Annotated in this window: 19 protein-coding genes; 3 read left to right on the top strand and 16 right to left on the bottom strand. The window is 38.3% G+C overall.

Translation table 11 applies throughout. The features are described 5' to 3' along the window. A complete protein-coding gene (locus tag MHB56_RS28945) occupies positions 1 to 1,137 on the bottom strand; it encodes a glycerol dehydrogenase (protein ID WP_076099237.1) in 1,137 nt (378 codons plus the stop codon). Between the two features lie 203 nt (positions 1,138 to 1,340). Here MHB56_RS28945 and MHB56_RS28940 point away from each other — a divergent pair, with 203 nt between their 5' ends. Continuing rightward, positions 1,341 to 2,399, top strand: a complete 1,059-nt coding sequence (locus MHB56_RS28940; RefSeq protein WP_076125624.1) for a PocR ligand-binding domain-containing protein — start codon at positions 1,341 to 1,343, stop codon at positions 2,397 to 2,399. A 24-nt stretch (positions 2,400 to 2,423) separates the two neighbouring features. Here MHB56_RS28940 and MHB56_RS28935 read toward each other — a convergent pair whose 3' ends face one another. From MHB56_RS28935 to MHB56_RS28925, 3 genes are all read right to left on the bottom strand, one after another. After that, positions 2,424 to 3,350 (bottom strand): VanZ family protein, encoded by a 927-nt coding sequence (locus MHB56_RS28935; protein ID WP_248548269.1) that lies wholly within the window; start codon positions 3,348 to 3,350, stop codon positions 2,424 to 2,426. A 158-nt stretch (positions 3,351 to 3,508) separates the two neighbouring features. Next, entirely contained in the window at positions 3,509 to 5,467 is a 1,959-nt protein-coding gene (locus tag MHB56_RS28930) for an RICIN domain-containing protein (protein ID WP_341144323.1), read from the bottom strand. 208 nt (positions 5,468 to 5,675) lie between these two features. Then, the gene (locus MHB56_RS28925; protein WP_076184593.1) at positions 5,676 to 6,101 is read right to left on the bottom strand and encodes a MerR family transcriptional regulator; all 426 of its coding nucleotides are present in this window, start codon (positions 6,099 to 6,101) and stop codon (positions 5,676 to 5,678) included. Positions 6,102 to 6,270: 169 nt separating this feature from the next. Here MHB56_RS28925 and MHB56_RS28920 point away from each other — a divergent pair, with 169 nt between their 5' ends. Together MHB56_RS28920 and MHB56_RS28915 are read left to right on the top strand one after the other, a co-directional pair. Further along, positions 6,271 to 6,591, top strand: a complete 321-nt coding sequence (locus MHB56_RS28920) for a carboxymuconolactone decarboxylase family protein (RefSeq protein WP_341144322.1) — start codon at positions 6,271 to 6,273, stop codon at positions 6,589 to 6,591. 18 nt (positions 6,592 to 6,609) lie between these two features. Then, entirely contained in the window at positions 6,610 to 7,005 is a 396-nt protein-coding gene (locus MHB56_RS28915; protein ID WP_341144321.1) for a cupin domain-containing protein, read from the top strand. A 68-nt stretch (positions 7,006 to 7,073) separates the two neighbouring features. Here MHB56_RS28915 and MHB56_RS28910 read toward each other — a convergent pair whose 3' ends face one another. From MHB56_RS28910 to MHB56_RS28855, 12 genes are all read right to left on the bottom strand, one after another. Beyond that, a complete protein-coding gene (locus tag MHB56_RS28910; protein ID WP_076184591.1) occupies positions 7,074 to 10,238 on the bottom strand; it encodes an ATP-binding cassette domain-containing protein in 3,165 nt (1,054 codons plus the stop codon). A 103-nt stretch (positions 10,239 to 10,341) separates the two neighbouring features. Then, positions 10,342 to 10,758, bottom strand: a complete 417-nt coding sequence (locus tag MHB56_RS28905; protein ID WP_076184590.1) for an SRPBCC family protein — start codon at positions 10,756 to 10,758, stop codon at positions 10,342 to 10,344. A 2-nt stretch (positions 10,759 to 10,760) separates the two neighbouring features. Next, on the bottom strand, positions 10,761 to 11,081 hold the full coding sequence (locus MHB56_RS28900) for an ArsR/SmtB family transcription factor (protein WP_038571021.1): 321 nt from the start codon (positions 11,079 to 11,081) through the stop codon (positions 10,761 to 10,763). Positions 11,082 to 11,297: 216 nt separating this feature from the next. Continuing rightward, on the bottom strand, positions 11,298 to 12,770 hold the full coding sequence (locus tag MHB56_RS28895; protein ID WP_341144320.1) for a glycoside hydrolase family 1 protein: 1,473 nt from the start codon (positions 12,768 to 12,770) through the stop codon (positions 11,298 to 11,300). Between the two features lie 42 nt (positions 12,771 to 12,812). Beyond that, on the bottom strand, positions 12,813 to 14,111 hold the full coding sequence (gene celB, locus MHB56_RS28890) for a PTS cellobiose transporter subunit IIC (protein WP_340034542.1): 1,299 nt from the start codon (positions 14,109 to 14,111) through the stop codon (positions 12,813 to 12,815). Between the two features lie 59 nt (positions 14,112 to 14,170). After that, complete coding sequence (locus MHB56_RS28885) at positions 14,171 to 14,494, bottom strand: PTS lactose/cellobiose transporter subunit IIA (RefSeq protein ID WP_051490993.1); 324 nt, start codon at positions 14,492 to 14,494, stop codon at positions 14,171 to 14,173. A 23-nt stretch (positions 14,495 to 14,517) separates the two neighbouring features. Further along, positions 14,518 to 14,835: a PTS sugar transporter subunit IIB gene (locus MHB56_RS28880; protein ID WP_036677859.1), complete on the bottom strand. Its 318-nt coding sequence runs from the start codon at positions 14,833 to 14,835 to the stop codon at positions 14,518 to 14,520. Between the two features lie 143 nt (positions 14,836 to 14,978). Continuing rightward, a complete protein-coding gene (locus tag MHB56_RS28875) occupies positions 14,979 to 16,901 on the bottom strand; it encodes a BglG family transcription antiterminator (protein ID WP_256721796.1) in 1,923 nt (640 codons plus the stop codon). Between the two features lie 221 nt (positions 16,902 to 17,122). Continuing rightward, on the bottom strand, positions 17,123 to 18,013 hold the full coding sequence (locus MHB56_RS28870) for a hypothetical protein (RefSeq protein WP_036677862.1): 891 nt from the start codon (positions 18,011 to 18,013) through the stop codon (positions 17,123 to 17,125). Between the two features lie 213 nt (positions 18,014 to 18,226). After that, positions 18,227 to 19,147, bottom strand: a complete 921-nt coding sequence (locus MHB56_RS28865) for a metal ABC transporter substrate-binding protein (RefSeq protein ID WP_076099247.1) — start codon at positions 19,145 to 19,147, stop codon at positions 18,227 to 18,229. Continuing rightward, positions 19,144 to 19,986, bottom strand: a complete 843-nt coding sequence (locus tag MHB56_RS28860) for a metal ABC transporter permease (RefSeq protein WP_036677866.1) — start codon at positions 19,984 to 19,986, stop codon at positions 19,144 to 19,146. Before MHB56_RS28860 ends, MHB56_RS28865 begins: the two co-directional genes overlap by 4 nt. Then, complete coding sequence (locus MHB56_RS28855; protein WP_280753002.1) at positions 19,979 to 20,722, bottom strand: metal ABC transporter ATP-binding protein; 744 nt, start codon at positions 20,720 to 20,722, stop codon at positions 19,979 to 19,981. Before MHB56_RS28855 ends, MHB56_RS28860 begins: the two co-directional genes overlap by 8 nt. Positions 20,723 to 20,849: the final 127 nt, after the last annotated feature.

Raw genomic sequence — 20,849 nt, 5'->3', positions numbered from 1 at the left:
TTAAAGCTCCTTACTTGATTTATATTGACGGCCTAATTGATCGGCTGCCATAATTGCTGATGCAACCGCATCCTCCGTAATTGGGAACGGCATCGAATGGATAGATTCCTCAGCAATGCAAGCTTTTTTAGCAACCTCAAGCAGTTCCTCATAGGTTACATGCTCAACACCAATATCCGCTAAGCATACTGGAAGGCCAATCGAAAGACAGAAGTCCAACACTTCTTTTAATTCAGTCCGGTCTGCATTTTCAAGAACCAATTGAGCAATCGTGCTGAAGGCAACCTTTTCACCATGATAATAATGATGAGTTCCTTCCAAAGCAGTTAACCCATTATGAATCGCATGAATCGCTGCCAAACCACCACTTTCAAACCCAAGACCCGATAAAAGAATATTCGTCTCAATTATATTCTCCAAAGCTGGGGTTACGATATTCAGATCGCAAGCTTGCTTCGCCTTGAATCCATTCTCAAGCAATGTCTCATAGCAGAGCTTCGCAAGTCCCAACGCTGTTACTGTTCCTTTAGCTTCACCGCAAACCCCTTCACGAACTCCGCAAGGTAAACCTGCATTCACATTGGAGTAAGAATTTGCAGTAGCTCTTGCTTCAAAATAGGTTGAAAGTGCATCTCCCATACCTGCCACAAGAAATCTTGTAGGTGCATTGGCAATAACTGTTGTATCAATCATGACTACACTCGGGCTTTGCTTGAAATAAGCATAATCATCGAATTCACCTTCCGGAGTATAGAGCACCGCTGAGTGGCTTGTCGGAGCATCAGTTGCTGCTATCGTTGGAACGATAATCAGCGCTTCTCCTTCAGCTACACATTTTGCCGTATCAATCGCCTTACCTCCACCCAAGCCAATCGTACATGCACATTGATGTTCTTTGGCTAGCGCTTGTAATCTGGCGACTTCTTGTCTTGAGCATTCCCCGTGGAAGCCGCTTTCAACAAGAGTTATATTAAATTTCTGTTTAGTTGACTCCAGTTTGTCTTTCACACGTGTTACATCATCTGGATGGGCAATTAACAAAGCAGAATCACCAAATGTTTTTACGAAGTAACCTAAGTTCAATAATTCATTCTCACCTTGTACATATTTCGTCGGACTGATAAATGCTCTTCTCATTTTTCGTTCCTCCTCAGTTGTTTATAGTTATCATTATAGATTGCTCTAATTTAAGAAACATGAAACAATAAAAGCTTATTAAAGCGTTTTCTTATCGTATTTTTTTGTCATAATCGTGAAAAATCGAACTTTCATGTCATTGTGTTGAATTATTCTGTATAATGTTCATTAAGATTCTATAACTTACATAGGAGAATTTTGTGATGTCAAAATCCCGGTTCAACCTAGAAGAAATTATTGATTTGAAGAAATGGGAAAAGCTCCAGGATTCCTTATCTCTTGTAACCAAAATGGCTATTCTTACTGTTGATTACAAGGGTGTTCCTGTGACCAAGCACAGCTATTGCCAGCCATTCTGTCAAGGTGTGCGCCAGGACTCCCATCTCTCTCAATATTGTCAAAAATGTGATGCCCGCGCTGGGATTGAAGCGGTTCGCCAGAACAAACCGTTTATTTATTTATGTCATTTCAATATTATAGATATCGCGATTCCGATCATTATAGATAATCAATATCTAGGTGCAATTATGGCCGGACAGCTCAAGCTTCGTGAACCTGACGTGCCACAACTGGAGCAAATTGTCTCTCGCCCGCCGAATGTGGAGACGAACATGAAATTTAAAGCACTCAAAGAGGATTACCAGGCACTGCCTGTTTTATCCTACGATGAAGTAACAAAGTGTGTTGAGCTGCTGCTGCAGTTAAGTACCTATATCGTGGAGGAAGCCATTCAAAAGCATACTACTGTGGATTTGTATAAAAAGGTTCTGACCACCAATATAGAAGCACCCGCTTCTGCTGAAGCAATGGACGAGTCAGACCGTACGTATCGAAAAATCCAATCCATACAGCAGGAGTTATCCGGGGCCTTGATCGAGACCAAATTAAAGAATGGTGTACAAAAGTTCGTCTCTGTAAATTCTGTGCTTCAGCCTGCTTTTAATTACATTTATGCACACAAAAATGAGAATTTCAGCCTCAAAGAGATGGCTAAGCTTTGTCATATCAGCCCCAGTTATTTCAGCCGTATTTTCACTAAAGAAACTGGAGAGAATTTCTCCATCTTCATTGCCAGACTCAAGATTGAATGGGCTAAGCAACTGCTGGAATCCACGGATTCCCCGATCAATCAAGTCAGTGATGATTTGGGCTTTTGCGACACGGGCTATTTCATTAAAACCTTCAAAAAATACGAGAACCTCACCCCGGCTGTATATCGGAATATGTATATGAGGCGATCAGCAAAAGAAACCCTCCGTTAATAAAATTAACGAAGGGTTAGTTCCTCATTCCCACCAATGCTTCATTTCACTAAATCCTACATCCCATAACTTCACATTCCCTTTAAGGATAAAGGTTATTTCTTTTACGGTAACTAATGCCGTATTGTTGAGTTCAGCTTGGGAACTATATTGTTCACTGGATTGAAGGATCATGTTACCATCAGCTATAATCATTAGTTCACTGCTAGAAATTTCATTCTGCGGGAATCCAAAGCTGAAATATAACCATACCTCTTTTTTATCACCCAAAGTATAGGTGTATTTTTTAATATCTTCACCTTCACTGCTGTACAAATTCATTTTTGGTATTATATTTTCACCTGCGATAGTGAAACTGGGAAGATTATGCGTGATAGGCATGCTTCCCGTAAGCTTTTCTAACGTTTGTAATCCCTGCACAGGTCTTTCACTTTTCTTCAGAGTTAAATCAATGATCTCAGAGATTCCCATGATTCCAACCAATAGCACAACAACAGATAATGCCGAAGTAAAAAGTGATCTCCTGGTGATTTCCGGGGAAAATCCAATCTTATATGCACAAAATCCGATCATTGCTCCTAACGTATTGGAGATGACATCGGCTACATCAAAGGAACCCAAAAAAGTTAAAGCTTGAAGACTTTCCAGCACAAAAATTGTTAAGATAAACAAACAAATAAACTTCTTAAAATGTGTACGATACAGCAAAGGGAATAATACGCCAAAAGGAATAAAAGCAGCGATGTTCCCAAAGTCATAAACCCAAGAAAAGGATAGGTCAAAGAGATCAGGAAAAAGAAGCGGAACACTTTCTGGAATCAACATAAACGTATATTCATACTGGCTTGTTGCATGCTCTACTCTATTGAAAGCAAAAAACAAAAAATATAAGATCAACAGTGTATACAAAATAGTTCCTATAATAAGAATCTTTCGTAATTTCACTCCCATAATAACTTCACAATTCCCTCCATATGTCGATGGAAATAGTATATCTCTCCAAAGTGACATTCCCGTGACACTGAAGGTGACGATTTAGTCATTCAAAGCTTATATCGACAAAAAGTCATCACCCTTAATTTAAGGTCGATGACTTTTGGTTACATAAATTATCTATTCGAGACTAGTTTCCAGTGCTGGCCAGCAGAACCTGTATTATTTGTTTGAATAATATTTGCCCCCTCTGTCGTCGAACCCTGATCTACTGCCAGAACTTTTCCACTGTTACGATTAATAATATTGTAAAAATCACCTGAGGACTCCAAAGTCCACTGCTGGTCATTCGATCCGTTATCATTCCATTGTACACTTTGAGCACCGTTAGCTAATGAACCTCCTAAAATGCCCAGGTTTTTACGACTATTAGTATTGACCAGCTTCGTGTAACCATCAGCTGTGCTGACTACAAACCAATTTTGGTCATGGGATGAAATTCCGCTGGTCCACTGAACCGCCTTCCCTCCATCCGCCATCGAACCTTGATAGATACCCAACACTTTACCACTGTTCTCATTAACTAATCGATAACTGTCCACCATAATATGTCCTTCATCTGGAACCAACTCCCACAGCTGATCAGTGCTGCCTGCATCAGTCTGCTGTATAACTTGGGTACCCTCTTCAGTAGAACCCTGCGCTATACCTAACGTCTGACCACTGTTACGGTTAACAATCTTGTAGTAGTTACCAGAGGCTTGTAAAGTCCACTGCTGGTCATCGGAATGGTTTTCAGTCCATAAAACGGCTTTAGCTCCTTCTGTTGTTGATCCTTCTAATATTCCGGCGACCTTTCCACTCTTTGCATTCACAATGGATTTGTAACCGTTAGGAGCATACCCACTTTCCGCTGTGGAAATAAGCCAATATTGATCCAAAGAATTAGTCCCGCTGCTCCATTGGACGAGCGGATTGCCATTCGCAGTTCCACCTTCCAATACACCTAAAGCCTTCCCACTCTTCACATTAATTAATTTGTAGTAACCTACGGACATATCACCATATTTCACCGTGTTTTTCCCACTAAAAAATCCGGCTTGAGGGATAAATAAGCGGCCATTGCTAAGCGGCAGTAGTTGGCGGTTATACCCTGCATCTACGGGCGGATTATATGGAACCCAGCTTCCGGATGCATCCACTCTAGAAGAGTTGATCAGCACTTCTTTTTTTCCTGCAACGTTTAATACGAGTCTCCCATCTCCCAAAGCAGAAATATAGGGACTTCCTCCGTACCCTACAAGAGATCCTACTACAGTTGGATTCCAGCTCTCAGGATCTGCTGAAATTTTCAAATAATTGGGCACGCCCGGGTATCCGACCATCTCATAGGTCATTGCGTAATTACCATTGCCCAGCTTAGCGATTGTAGGCATTCCTGGACGTAATTTACTGTCTGCAAATGCCACATCAACTACCACAGGTCCCCAGTTCGTACCCTCCAACGTAGTCTGATGAACTAACTTCTGGGCATGAGCAGGATCACGTTCATCTGAATAATAAACAATGAGTTTGTTGTTGTGAACCAAAAAGAAAGGCTCCCAAATGGGATCGTAACCAATATCGTTTCGTCCACCTTCAGCAATGGTGCTTACATATGTCCATGTTCTGCCTAAATCATTGCTTTTATATAATTCCAACTTGGTAGCTGCTTTGTTGCTTGGCACAGAATTTCCTGCAAGAAGCATAGTACCTGCAGGCATGTTACCTATAGATTGGGGGAGTTCAAACAATTCAGGGCAATTTAACATTCCCCAACCGTTTTGAGTATCCTCCACTTCTCCAACCTGATTCCAAGTGACACCATTGTCAACGCTTTCATAAATAGGGAAAACAGGGGTGGTATTAGAGGTTTGTTCAAATGTAGCATACATTTTATTATTGTTGATGCCACTATATTTAAGCTGGATTGCCCTAGGTGATAAAGCCCCATAGGATGGTGAATCTGCTGGTGGTACATATAAGACATTAGGACCGAAAGCGTTTACAATATTGCCGTCAAAGCTAATCCCTGTGCCAACCACTGTCACTAAAACCATCAAAAAAGACAAAACCTTCCTCAGTTCTCTTCTCAAAAGTAATTTCTCCTTTACTCTGGTTTTTTTAAACGAATACAGCTTCAATATAATTAATAAACGGATAAATGAGAATGTAATATCTCGACCGGATCATGCAATATGATTACACAAATAGACTCTCATCTTCGATTTCAAGTTTTGAAATTAGAAGAGGCAGATGAACAACCTTTGATAATCAAAAGTTGTTCATCTGCCTCTTAACTTATTAGGAATCTACTTTTTCTTCTTGATGTGGTATCTTTTCATTGTGATAAAGGACGAATTCGTATTTATTCCCCGTTAGTTGATCATTATAAAATACAATTTTACGGTTCAGTATATCCAAGTTTTGTTGCAATGCCTTAATTTCTTGTTCCACTTGTTGCTTACGCTGTTCAAGTAAATTTTTCCGTTCAGGAATTGTCTCGTCCCCCATAGCCCGCCACTCGGTATATTGCTTCAATTCTGCCATCGTCATTCCTGAATCTTTTAAATGAAGCAAAAATTGAACCCAACCTATATCCTGATCTGTATATTCGCGTAAATTATTGTCACTTCGATGTGGAGTAAGTAAGCCTTCCATTTCATAATATCTGAGAGTGCTCTTGTTAACACCGACGATTTCTGCAAATTCTCCAATGGAATAAGGCATGATCCCCACCTCCATTTCTAATTTTGTTTCTATTCAAAGGATATACTTAAATTAATAAAAAACCAAATGTCGGAGTATCAATCCATTTTTATGGCTTGCCTTAAAGTGTACTTTAAGGTCTATACTTCATTTTGAAGCAGTTAATCATCGATGAAAGGGATGTTCTTATATGGCTGAAAAACAAACAGCAGGACGAGACTTGTTAGGAGAATTCGCTCCGAAATTTGCTGAACTGAACGATGATATCTTATTCGGTGAAGTGTGGTCAAGAGAGAAAGAATTATCTGCACGTGACCGCAGCATGATTACAGTTTCAGCATTAATATCAGGAGGAAACTTTGAACAATTAACTCCACATCTGCATAAAGCAAAGGCAAACGGAGTCACAAAAGATGAAGTAGCGGAAATCATCACGCACCTTTCGTTTTATGTAGGGTGGCCTAAAGCATGGTCGGCATTTAATATTGCTAAAGAAATTAATAAAAATTAAACGAAAGAGGTTTTTATTATGGCTAATGAGCAACTAAGCAACAGTAATATCTTTCCACTCGGACAAAAGGTTGAAGATAATTTTATAGGTGATGCATACTTGCAGATGATTTATACTGATGCGACACCTTTGAATGCGCCTATTGGGAACGTAACCTTTGCCCCGGGAGCTCGCAATAACTGGCACTTCCATAAAATCGGACAAGTATTATTAGTTACCGGTGGTGAGGGTTGGTATCAAGAAGAAGGCAAACCCGCTCAATTCCTCCAAAGCGGGGATGTTGTGAATATTCCAGCGAACGTAAAACATTGGCATGGTGCTACAAAAGACAGTTGGTTTGTCCACTTAGCCATTTCACCCGGAGAAACAGAATGGTTAGAACCTGTTGATGGTGAGCTTTATAATCAATTATAAAAAAACGCATCGAGTCTATAGACTCGATGCGTTTCTTTTCTATATCGTCTTTTTAAGAAAACTAAACTTTATTGCTCAAGAAATTGGTAAACTGCCATCATCTCTTGTTTATTCAACTCACGAATACGATTGAAAATTGGAATATCAGCAACAGCTTCAATATTTAAGCTTTCAGAAATAACGTCACTTACTTTACCCGTTAGCCAAGTTTGAACATCTATACCTTCAACGACTTCCTTACGCCCTTCATCATTGATTCCACTGGCATAACAACTCACACAGGGAATCGTTAATTTATATACGCCATCATGAAGTCCATCTTCCGAAATAACTTTTTTCCCTTTACAGAATGGACAGGGATGGCTTGCTTTAACCTTATTAATTAAGGTGACGATTTTTTTGTAACCAAACGCTTCATAGACATAAGTCAGCTTTTTATATTTTCCATTAGTGAAATACTTATCTATGATATTTTCTCTTGTTTCGTGGATATTGGCAAAATCACAGATCGTAATCCGGTTTTTCCTGCTGATGGTTTCGATACTGCCGCTAATGCTGTCCCAGAATGGCATGGCATTTTGTAACACCATTTCATATTGCGCAAAACTTCCTAACTCTAGTTCAAGCATTTTTAGAGCGACTTGTGTTTCCCTAGGTAATAGAGAGACCTCTTCTGTCAAAACCATATCGCCGCCCACGATGGCTTTCATTTTTTCTAGTACCTGTAATTCGCCAACAGTGCTAATAACTTGATCAAGGGGCATCCCGATAATCTCACGAATATCAGTGTCGCCGTATTTAAGCTTTTTATGATGATTTAATACCGTTCCTTGACAAATTGGACAGGTAATCATTTTTTTGGATGCTTTAATATGCTCTTTAATAATCGATTTCGAGATAACCATATAGTTCCCGATAATGGTATTAAAGCCATCCCAAGTTCTCGAGGCTTTAGCTGCTTTATCATAGAAGGACTTTTCCCAATACCCGTATAAAAAGGTGTGTTTTTCAGCTTCTGTCATCTCATTATAACTTTTGCTAATATCCTGTCCGAGCTCATTCTTTAACTCATCAAAGATGAATTTTATTTTTGGTAATTGATAGAATTTCAGAATCTCCATCGCATCTGGATGTAATGAACCGTCCCAAAAGGGTACGTTCTTGTCCTGAAGAACAATATCAAAGTCAAATTCTTCAATCACACGGCGGCCCTTACAGCTTGGACAATGATTGTCTGATTGATAGAAATCAAAGCTTTTTGTATCTTTATTAGTGGGATGCGCTGCCACAATATGGTTGATCAAGCCACCCATTTCATAAAGGAAAGTAAACTGACTATACAAGTGTCGTTCCAGATCAATGGCGATGACAGGCGCAATCGTATCCGATTCATATTCACCATAAATCAGGCGGGCCATGGAGGATAAGCTTTTTAAGATGCCACCTTTATAGATGTTCTCTGCATTTTTAAAATAGGGGATCTGACCTTCTTTTAAATAGTCAATTCCATTTTGTAGCTGGAGTGTTGAAGAAATGTGCGCAGGTGCCACACTATCAGCAGGATTTTGTTGACGATAATAATCATCATGACTGAGAACATCAAGATGCTCCACAGGTGCAAGCTGTCTTTTGCCAAAATCAACGATAAAATCAGAGTTCTCTAACATATAGGAATTATGTTCAATCATGATTATGGAGACAGATTCATCCTGCAGAATGTCCCTAATGCTGTCAATGAATTGATTTAAAATATTTTGTGATAAACCTTTGGAAGGCTCGTCAAAAATAAAAAGTGTATGTGGATTTCTTGAGCCCGCAAACAGCTCAGAAACTAAATGGACACATTGAAATTCACCCGTGGATAAGGACTGTGTTTTTCGCTCCAACGTCAAATAACCAAGTCCAAGCTTGATCAATAAGCTTAGTCTTTTATGAGCAATGTCCTCATTTGGCAGTTCAACAATAATATCTTCAATCGAGCGCTCAAAAATATCATCAATATCCTCACTGTACTTTGTGAGTTTCCTTTTAATATCAAGAAAAGTGGCAACGGTCGAGCGACTGGTAATCGACTGATTTCGATCTTGCCCTACGATCACCAGCTTATCTTTGGAATAACGCTTTAGAAAATCTTTGACCATACACTCATTAACCAGTGTAGATTTACCACATCCGGACTCACCTGTAAAAGTTACCAGTCTATTCTGGGGAATCTGAATCTCGGCCATTTGAATATTACGACAATAAAGATCATGAAATTGATAATATTCTGCAGGTGCTGCCTGATTTAGTTCTCTATTGATGGGCTCAGGACGTGGTGATTCCTCAACTATTTTCCCGCCGTATTTGCCACTGCCAGGTCCAAAGAACAAGTGTTTATCCGCTGTGTCCAGCACCGTGTCAGAATGGTCAATGAGCCAAATTTGATTTTTATATCCCAATTGTTTAATCTCCGCTAAAATCTTCAATAGCGTTTGGTGATCGAGACCCACGGAGATTTCATCAATGATAATCACGGTATTTTCACTTGTTGCCATGAATTCTGCCAGGTAAAGTCGTGTTAATTCTCCGCCTGATAATGTACCCATAATACGATTTAATGTTAAATAACCAATATTCATATTGATTATATTTTTCAGAATTTGTTGTTTACCTTCACTTATTTTTAGAATATCTGCCTGTGATAAAATGGTCTCTATACTTAAGTCGTTTAGATCAGAAATACTCTTTGCTTGATCCAATAATTCAATTTTATATTGTTCAGCTGCTTGATTATAGCGTTTCCCCTGACACTTTTTACACTCGACATTTTTTGTAGTTCCACGACCCTTACAATCAGGACACCAACCCAACTCATTATTAAATGAAAAAACCTCTGGAGAGAGATTATATTGTTCAGCAAGAGTGACACGGATTTCAGTAAACACACCTGTATGTGTGCCAATGGTTGACCGAGGATTTGAAGATATGGATGATCTACCAAGAAAAAGAACAAGTGGCATTGCTTCCATTTTGATCGCACTGAAATTAGTCTCCATAATATTGGGGAATAAATACTGGTATTCAGCTTTTGGCAGTAAGGAAACGAGACGTTTTTTTGATTCTTCCCCAATCGTTTGACAAAAAGTTGTTTTACCAGATCCAGACAAACCAGCAATTCCTAACGACTCATCAACTGGCAGTACCGTTTCTAATCTGTTAATATTGTTCGCAATTAATTGATTTATTTTCATAGTAAGCTCATCTCATCTCCATTCTCTTCATCTAGTATTGCCATGATTTATTCCATTAAAAAGGGCACTTTCCTTATTCCAGAAAAGCGCCCTATTCTTGAAATTACAATTCTGCTAATGCCTTTTCGAGCTGACCACCCATATTTGTCCAAGCATATTTAGCACCTTCGATAGCTCCTTGGCGGGCTTTCGTCTCCTCACTAAATCCTGATTGATCTAGATGGAGGTTAACCTTCCCCTCTGAATCTTGACTCACAGTCCAAGTAACAGTAGTACTTTCTCCCGCACTATTCCAAGTATAAGATAACGTATGCGGCTCATCCACGACGAGTACTTCGCTATCTACAATTCCATCCCACCATTCATTTGGCTCAGCACGGAATTGAAATTTATGACCAACGACGGGTTTAAAATCATTACTCCAGATCCATTTCGCAAGCGTATCCGAATCCGTTAAAGCATTCCATACCTTCTCGATCGAACTTGTAAATTGAAAATCTAATGATACATCTGGTTTCATAGTTATTCCTCCAATATAAGTTTTAATTTATCAATTCTTTGTTTCCAGAATCCTTCATAAAAAGATACCCAATCTTGAATTTCTTTCAAAGGATTGGCATTCAACCGATACCTCGTCTCTCTGCCAACCTTCCGAGCAATTACGAGACCAGCATCTTTAAGTATATTTAAATGCTTCGAAACGGCTGTACGACCCATTTCAAAATGAATCGTTATCTCATACAGAGGTAATTCATCAACATCAGCCAGAATTTGAAGAAGTTTTCTTCTTGTTGGATCCGCAACAGCGTCATAAACATCCCTCACTTGACTATTGTCGCTCACAACCACCCCCACCTTTTCCGTAATATTTCCTGTAATGTCACCTAGTATCCATCATTATTACCTAATAGGACACCATTTGGTGTCTAATTGATTATAAGACACCAAATGGTCACATGTCAACAATTCAGTAAAAAAAGCATTACCAAAAGCAAGTCCAGCTTAGGACTGCTTTTGATAATGCCTCCAGATAAATCATTTCGTTTTACGATTTAATAATTAATCTAATTGTTCTCCATTAGTAGCGATAACATTTTTGTACCAATAAAATGATTTTTTCTTTATACGACGTTTTGTACCTCTGCCCATATCATCTTGGTCCACATAAATGTAGCCATAACGTTTGGACATTTGATTTGTTCCTGCACTCACCATATCTATGCAACCCCAGCTTGTGTAGCCCATTACATCTACACCATCTGCAATGGCTTCTTTTATTTGCTTAATATGTTCTTTTAAATAATCAATTCGGTAATCATCCTCTATAACATCGCCTTCTTGTAATACGTCTAAGGCACCTAGGCCATTCTCTGCAACAAGTACCGGCTTTTGATAGAGGTCATACAATTGGTTTATTGCAGTTCGTAAACCCTTAGGATCAATCTGCCAACCCCAATCACTCGATGGTAAATAAGGATTTTTCACTCCGCCTGTAAGCAAATTCCCTTCAGCGCCTTCTATCTTTTCTGGATGTGCACTGACTGCACCAGACATATAGTAGCTAAAGGATACATAATCCACTGGATAGTCTTTCATGATTTGTTCATCCTCGGGCTCTGTTTTCAGAACTATATTTTTTTCTGCAAACATTCGAGCGGTGTAAGCCGGATAGTAACCTCTCGCTTGTACATCAGTAAAGAATAAAGAGGTACGTTGTTTATCAACTGTGGCTTGAACGTCATCAGGATCGCAGCTATAAGGAACAAGAAGTTGATAACTAACCATACATCCAACCATTGCTTGAGGATTACTTTCTTTACACGCTTTGGTTGCAAGTGCACTTGCTACAAATTGATGATGTGCTCCTTGAAACATTGCTTGTTCAATATTCGGGTGATTTTCTTCGATAACTCCTAGACTTACATATTGGTGATGTACTACACAGTTAATTTCATTAAAAGTCATCCAATATTTCACTTTACGCTTGTATCTTTCAGCTACAGTGGTTGCATAGCGAACAAAGAAATCTATAACTTTCCGGTTCACCCAACCTCCATACTTAGTTGTTAGATGAAGTGGCATTTCATAATGGGATAAAGTAACAATAGGCTCAATTCCATATTTGTTCAATTCATCAAACACACGATCATAAAATGCAAGACCTTCTTCATTAGGGATTAATTCATCCCCATTTGGAAAAATACGAGTCCAAGCAATGGACATACGGAAGGCTTTAAAACCCATTTCGGCCAATAAAGCAATATCTTCTTTATAGTGGTGATAAAAATCCACCCCATGTCTTTTGGGATAATACTTTTCACTTGCGGGATCTTGTGCTTCTTCTATTTGTTTATGAGTCATGAGGTGCCACTGGTCAGACCAGTTTTTTTTAGGGGTGTTTTCGTCAAAAATATATACATCTGCTAGAGAAAGCCCTTTACCGCCAACATTACTTGCTCCTTCTAGTTGATTGGCAGCTGCTGCTCCTCCCCATAAAAAGTTTTCTGGAAATGTCGTTTTCAATTCAAACATGTGTAAACCCTCCTTGTTGTTAAATAAAACATATGCTACGGATTAAACCTGTTGGATAAGGGCATCTTGTTCTTCTTTATATTTTTGATTATCCATTATTCTAAAGAACGGATAGTAAATAATAAACGCTACTGCAAACAGTACAATTTGTAAGATCATTCCCGAGATACTACCTGTCATCAAATATCCGCCGATAATTAATGGCATTGTTCCCGGAGGCAGTACACCTATTGGCAACGCTACTAATCCAAAATCCATGGAGAGATAGGTTATCAAAACAGTAACAATCGGTGTTATAAGAAATGGGATTAACATCATTGGGTTTAATACGATAGGCATCCCAAAGATTAACGGCTCATTGATATTAAATAGTCCTGGTCCAATCGTCAGTCGACCCATTTGTTTCAGCTGTTTGCTCTTCGCAAAGAATAACATAGCAATCGTTAGTCCTAGAGTTGCACCAGATCCACCGATAAAGATAAGATATCTGAACTCTGCTGTAACAATATTATGGACGGGTGAACCCGCTGCGTAGGCTGCAGCATTTTCTGAGGTCAATTGCAACCAGATAGGCAACATGACAGAACCTACAATGGTGGAACCATGTAATCCGATTGCCCATAATAAGTTGATTAACAAGAACACAACAATTGTTCCCGCTAAGCTTGTTCCAACAGTGGTTAATGGTTGTTGAAGAAGCTTGGCAACAATGGTATGCACGTTATCAAAACCAGTAAAGTTCTCAACAAGTAGGCGAACTCCCCAGACACTCACGATAACAAAGAAACCAGGAATAATCGCTGTAAAGGATTTAGCAACTGTTGGCGGCACACCATCCGGCATTTTAATAACTATATTTTTTTGTACGATTCTGCGATATATTTCTGTTGCGAAGATTGCGGTTAACAATCCTACAAATAAACCTTGACTCGAAAAATAATTCACGTTCATTGCTTTTGTAACAACATCATCTACTGTGAAAGAAGTTGATGGAGTGACCACAAAATATGAACATAATGCCACAGCCCCTGAAGAAAGCGGATCCACTTTATAGCTCTCTGCTAGTCTATATCCCACGGCAAATGTTGCAACTAATGCGACAAGGTTAAATGTACCATTGTACGGATATAGTAAAGCTGTTTTGATATTTGGATGGGCGACCAAGAATTCTAAATAGGCTGGAATTGGCAGGTTTGCTAAGATTAAAAAAATGGAACCGATAATAATAAACGGGATAGTTAAAACCATTGCATCGCGAAGCGCTTGTAAATGCCGCTGACCAGAGATTTTACCTGCAACTGGCATTACCTTATCTTCTAAAAATTTCGTTATTTTATCCATAGTTTCTTGCACGCTCCCGAAGAAGTATTTTCTTATTGCGATGCCACTTCTTTTTGATCCTATTTTGAAAGCTTATAAAGTTCAATGATTTCCGTAACAAGTAAAGAAATGGTCTCTACACTCATTAGTTGGTCTTCAGCATGCATAAGGATCAGTGAGAATTGAAGCTGTTCGCCATTTGCTTCTCTTTTGATTAATGATTTATGCATTTTATGACCTTCTCTAAAAAATTGCTTTGATTCTTCTAATTTTTCTTGTGCCTCTTTAAATTCTCCCTCTTTGGCTGCGTAAAGCGCCTCCATTACTAAGCTTTTAGCTGCGCCTACATTACTGATAATGTTAAAAGCCACAGTATAGTATTCCTCTTTCACTTCATCTACCATTTCTCTCTACTCCTCTCTTATCTCTATTTACTTTCAATTAATTGCAAGGCTTGTTCAAGTACTTTTTCACCGTTCATCATTCCGTAATTCAACATATCAATAGCTTCTATAGGAATGTTTTTATCTGCTAATCTTGTTTCTAATTGCTTTTTCATATATTTCACCTGAGGTCCTAACAATAAGACATCAACCTTTTTCTCTTGCAAAGTAATATCAATTTCAGATGCTGATTTAGCAAAAACATCGACATCCAACCCTTTTTCTTCAACAACCTTCTGCATTTTTGTTACTAAAAGGCTTGTACTCATTCCTGCTGAACACACTAACATAATTGTATTCATATTGACTTCCCCCTAAAATTATCATTTATTGAACACCTTTAGTGTAAACTTAAATCGCTTTCTTTTTAAGCTAACCTTTTTCCAAATCAACAGGAAACGGTTACATTGCAAATAGTAAGGCAGTACCTAATTTCTCACTCACTCTAGTTTAGTAATTGTATAATTTCTTCCACAGAGTCCTTAGCAAGGATCTGCACAACAATCTCTTTATCCTCTATCAATGATCCTAGCTTTTTATACATTTTATCTAGGTCGACATTGTTTCCTTCTTTAATGTTTAATAAACAAATTAATTGCACCATTTGCTTATCATTCCAACGAATAGGACGTTTTAACGTACAGATTGTCCAAAAGGTTTCCGAGGTAACAGGAAGTGAAGGATGTGGAACAGCGACAAGATTTCCAAAACTAGTGGGTGCATAGGACTCTCTTTCAACTACTAAGGATTCATAATGCTCTGGTACAAGTCCTTGTTTTGTTAGCTCATTGCTTAAAAAATGAATCACACTTTCCTTTGTGGTAAATTCTTTTTTCACGAATACTCTAGATGTGTCAAGGTAAGAATGAGTTTCTGCCACCTGTTCTGAAGACAGTAAGACTTCCTTGATTCTTTTGAGGTCTTTAGCTTCTAGAAAGGTATTTACAACATAGACGGGAATACCTATATCTTCATTGATCGGAACTGTACTGATAATAAAATCAATCGAGGATAGGTCCGTTTCTGCTAATTTGTAAAAACTAATTGTGTCTACAATCTGCAATAGATTCTCAAATGAATTGATCAATCGGTAATAAAGTAATTTGGCACTTCCAACACCAGACGCACATACAAGAATAACTCGTTTTATTTTTTTGTTTTTATTTTTCATTCTTTCTAAAGCAACCCCAATGTGCAAGGCAATGTAAGCAACTTCATGTTCTCCAACTTCTGAATCCAAATAGTAGTTAATACATTTACTCGCAATAAGTGCTCCTTCGAATGCGGCTGGAAAACTCGTCTTAATATCATTTAACAGAGGATTTCTAAAATTCATGTTGTATCTTAATCTATTCATCGCAGGCCTAATGTGAAGGGTCAGGGCTTGAATAAATTCATGGTCATGGCCAAAATCCCAATTCAACTCAGTTTGTAAACTTTTCAAAATACAGCTGACAATGGAGTCCACTTCATCGAACTTACTGTACTCCGTTAGATTTTCTTTCGGCAGCAATTTTGTTCCAACCAAATGGATGATAATATAATTAATCTCTGAATCGGAAAAGAGCAGATCTGTGAAATCTTCAATGTCTTTAACAATTTCATGGGCAACAATTTTTTCAAAAGGATACTCTTCCATAAGATTTACCGACGGTTGTTCGATTAAAAATCCCTCTTCGATACGTTTACAAGCTATTATTAAGTGAATAGCGAGGTTTTCCAAGGAAATATCTGAAATCTCAATTTTGTATTTATTTACTTTGCCGATGATTATTTCTTTGATTTTCGTGTATACCTCTTTGTCAAACAAAGTAAAGTTATCGAAAGTTGGATCGGAGTTTTCTTCTCTTTTGTATAAAAAATTAGACAAACATATTCGTTTCTTAAATTCATCGCCCTCTATAAACAGGCCATAATGAGGCCGATTAACTAAATTCAGGTTGTATTTTTCCAGTATCTTACGCACTTCTTTTAGATCGTTTTGGATTGTCGATTTAGATACAAACATCTCATCTTCAATAGTGGCCAACTTGATATACTTATTTTCTAATAAAAACCGACTCAACAAATAAAGAACCCTATTATCTTGTTCAGAAAAGTCTACTGTAGAAGGATTGATTTTATCATTAGTTAACTCATTTAATTTTTGGGAAAATATATCTTTATCGAAGACTCTTACAACGAAGCCCTTCCCACGAATTAACTCTATTTTTAGTCCTACTATGGCGGATATATTTTGTAACTCTTTCAAATCATTACGGATCGTTCGATCGCTAACATTCAGTTCCTTAGAAATCCATGCAGCTGTGACAGGTTGATTAGAATTAATTAAGTATAAAAGTATTTCTTTTTGCCGTTTTGAAAACAATTGTATCCCTCTTTCTTATCCTGAGTATGAATATGAGCTAATATTAACTGAAGCATACATTTACATACATTTGCTCATTTTTTTATATCGGTTACAATATCACTTCCTAAGAAAATTTGATAGTGTTCTTACAGTAACATACGAAACAGGCGTCCTCATTTAAGAAGACACCTGTTTAAATTTCAGCTTCGTTTGACGAGTCATGACAAGAAATTTGCGGGTTAACTCAACTTCTGCTGCAGTATAATTGCTAGCTCTTCCGCTGAATCCCACACAATAGGACGAATATCCTTAAGCTGTACAAAAAGTTTATCCGCCTCAATACTGTTTACGGTCCATAATACGGGTATGTTTAAACCAAGTGCATATCCCGCTGAAAAATACACCTCTGGGGATTGCCCCGTTAAATCTGCGATAATCAGTTTGCTTTCTGCGATTTGATCCAACTCGTATTTTTCGCCGTTTTGAGTTTTCGTATGTGTTAATAAGCGCGGCAGGAAACCACACTGTTCTATTTTGGGCAATAACTTCTCCAGCCATGTTGTAGACAAATTTTCTTCATCCGACACGAGCACGAGACAAGGTTTTAGTTTTTTACCTCCAGCGCTTTCCGCAGCTTCATTCCAGCCGGTTTCAGTAAGCTTAAAGGTCATGCCTTCCCTGATCAGAAGCTGATCACTTATCAACTTGTCTATGATGTATACCAGCTCTTGCAGATTGGGAGAATACGTCAAGTTATAGCTGCTAGAGAGGGGTTGAATGACAACCGCTTCCCCCGGGCCTTCAGAATGTCTATATAAATATTGCAGTAGACGGTTTCCTTTATCTTCAATGCTGACAGGTATTTTTGGTGAATTTACAATAGACTCTAAATCATCAGCAGATATAGTGATCTTTTCATCACAATCAGTCAGCTCACGTATGTAAGCAGATACTACATGAAGCATGTCGCGTTTCTTTTGATGCGGGAGCGAATTAATGGGTTCGTAGCTGTCTCTACGTAGACTATAAAACCCGCCTGGTGAACAAGAACAGCCTATATATCTATCGTTATCGCCTTCTGGTTCAATGGAAACAATCTCATCACAGAACAAACAGTGTTTCTTAATCATGACAACTCTTCACCTCTTATTAAGTGTTAGCCTCTACCTTACCAAGATTTTTTTGAAAAGTAGACAAGAAGATATTTCCTGTAGCAGGTTATCCCAAGGCGTAAACGTATTATTTCGAGGCTCGAATGTAGATTTTATTCAATAAAAAACCGACATAAGAATCAGCTAAAAAACTGAATCTTAGGTCGGTTAATATAGGCTTGGAGCCGGCATTTAGGATTGTGATAAACCTTCTATAACTTTATCAATATTCCATTTGATCATCTTAATGTATGTGTCGCCCTCTTCGCCTTTCTTAGCTAAAGAATCGGTGAAAATCTTAGAGTGTATCGGTACTCCCGTTTCATTTGCGATAGTTTCCATTGTTTTTGGATTTACGCTAGTTTCCAGAAATAATGCAGGCACTTGATTTTCATCAATGATCTTAATTATGTTTTTCATTTGTTCAGGCGTTCCTTGACTATCCGTATTGATCTCCCAGATAAAAGCTGATTCAAATCCGTAAGCTTTGGAAAAATATTTGAATGCTCCTTCGCTGGTAACAAGGATACGTTTCTCTTGTGGAATTTTTTCGACTGCTTCTTTTGCATATTGATCCAATTCATTCAGTTTCTTAACATATTCCGATTGATTATTAAGATAAAATTCTTTGTTGTCGGGATCCTTTTCGATTACACGTTTTGTGATGATATCTACATATTTTATTGAATTCTGAATATCCAGCCAGGCATGAGGATCTACCTGTGTTTCTTTTCCTTTTTCTGTTAGGTACATCGGAGATACTTCATCTGAGACTGCAAAAGCAACATCCTTTTTATTAGTCACATCTAGAAGATCTTGAAACCACCCCTTACCTGTTTCTAGGTTCAAACCGTTATAAAACACTAAATCTGCGCTAGAAACCTTACTTGTATCCTTGGGTAATGGATCGTACATATGCGGATCTGTTCCGATGGGTACCATACTGTAAACTTCGGCTTTCTCCCCTACAATGTTTTCGGTCATATCAGCGATAATGGAGTATGTTGCAACAATCTGCAGCTTATCATGGTCTGCATCTCCTTCACTAACCTTTGAGCATGCGGTAAGAAGTACGATAAACATTGTCAAAGAGAGTATTTTTATGGTCTTCATCCTTGTTTCAACCCTTTCCTGAAAAAATTATTTTTGGGTGAGATTATAAATGAAATTCCGAACATGCTTACGCCGACCAGAACAATCGTGGCACTTGTAGGTAAATTGAATTTAAAGCTTACAATTACACCTATAATCCCTGATACAGCGCCAATTGTAGAAGCCAGGATAATCATGTGGAACAGCTTATTCGTCCAGAGATAGGATGTAGCAGCCGGAATAACCAGCATTGCAATCACAAGCACAATTCCTACTTGAGATAACGAAGATACGGTAACCACAGATAGGAGCATCATCAATAAATAATGATAGAACCCTGTTTTTAACCCATAGGCTTTGGAAACAACCGGATCAAACGAACTCATTAAAAGCTCTTTATATAGCAATGAAATGATGGCAATAACAACAATCATAATAATAAAGGATTGCATTAACTCCGACTGTGGGACGGCCAGAATATTACCAAACAGAATGTGAGTTAGATCAAGCCCGCTTTTGGCAAAAGTAATTAGGACGATACCTAGCGCAAAAAATGAGCTGAGAATAATGCCGATAGAGGTGTCACTTTTAATATTGCTGCGACTTGTAATAAATTGAATGAGAACCGCTGCTAATAGTCCAAATAGTGAAGCTCCAAGAAGAATGTTGATTCCTAAGATATAAGATAACGCCACCCCGGGTAACACCGCATGTGATAACGCATCTCCCATTAATGACATCTTTCTAAGTACAATAAAGCTTCCTAAAACCCCTGATACAATTCCAAGAATGATAGCAGATAATCCCGCGTTAAGTGCATATATCGGAATGTTTAATACTCCTGAGAAATAATCAATCATGATCTGTCGCCCCCATCCCTTTGATCACCAGATTACCTAAGGAGGCACCATAGGCGCTGAGGATATTCTCTGGCGTAAAGGTGTCTTTAACGTCACCAAAAGCAATTAATTTCTTATTGAGAATGATGACTTTGTCAAAATATTCTTCGACCTCATGCAAATCGTGATGAACGATGAGTATGGTTTTTCCTTCTTCGCGAAGTTGTTTTAGCAGCTTTACAATGATTTTCTCACTGACTAAATCTATGCCTACAAAAGGTTCATCTAAAAAAAATACATTTGCTTGTTGTGCAAGTGCCCTGGCGATAAAAACTCTTTGGAGTTGTCCCCCGGACAGATTGCTGATTTGTTTATTCGCAAGATCACTTATATCCACCATCGCCATACATTCCTCGACTCTTTGCCGCTCTGTTTTTCCGGGACGCTGGAAGATTCGCAAATTAGGGTAAGTTCCAGTCAGCACTGTATCCCTTACCGTGATTGGAAAAGAAAGATCAATGTCATTCTTTTGCGGTACATATGCGATCTTCCGTTTGTACTCAGAAATATCTTTTCCCTCCACCATAACTGATCCTGTTCTCTTCTTTATCACCTCTAACAATGACTTGATGAATGTAGATTTTCCCGCACCATTTGGTCCGATAATTCCGATTGTATACCCAAAGGGGATATCAATATTTACATTTTCTAGTGCAGAATTACCGAAATAATCTACGTTTAGGTTTCTGATTTCAATCATAAAAAAACTCCTTATCTCTGTTAAGTTCATATGTAGCACTGTTCTGTTCATCCTGTTAATTTATTTCCCAATAGAAACAATGATTCCTTTGATCCAATTTGTTTCCCTAGGTAAACTTTTATTC

Source organism: Paenibacillus sp. FSL H8-0315 (genome assembly GCF_038005365.1).
In the GTDB taxonomy this organism is placed as follows: Bacteria; Bacillota; Bacilli; order Paenibacillales; family Paenibacillaceae; genus Paenibacillus_AQ; species Paenibacillus_AQ odorifer.
The sequence above is the reverse complement of the archived record's forward strand: the minus strand, read 5'-3'. Positions and strand labels throughout refer to the sequence as shown.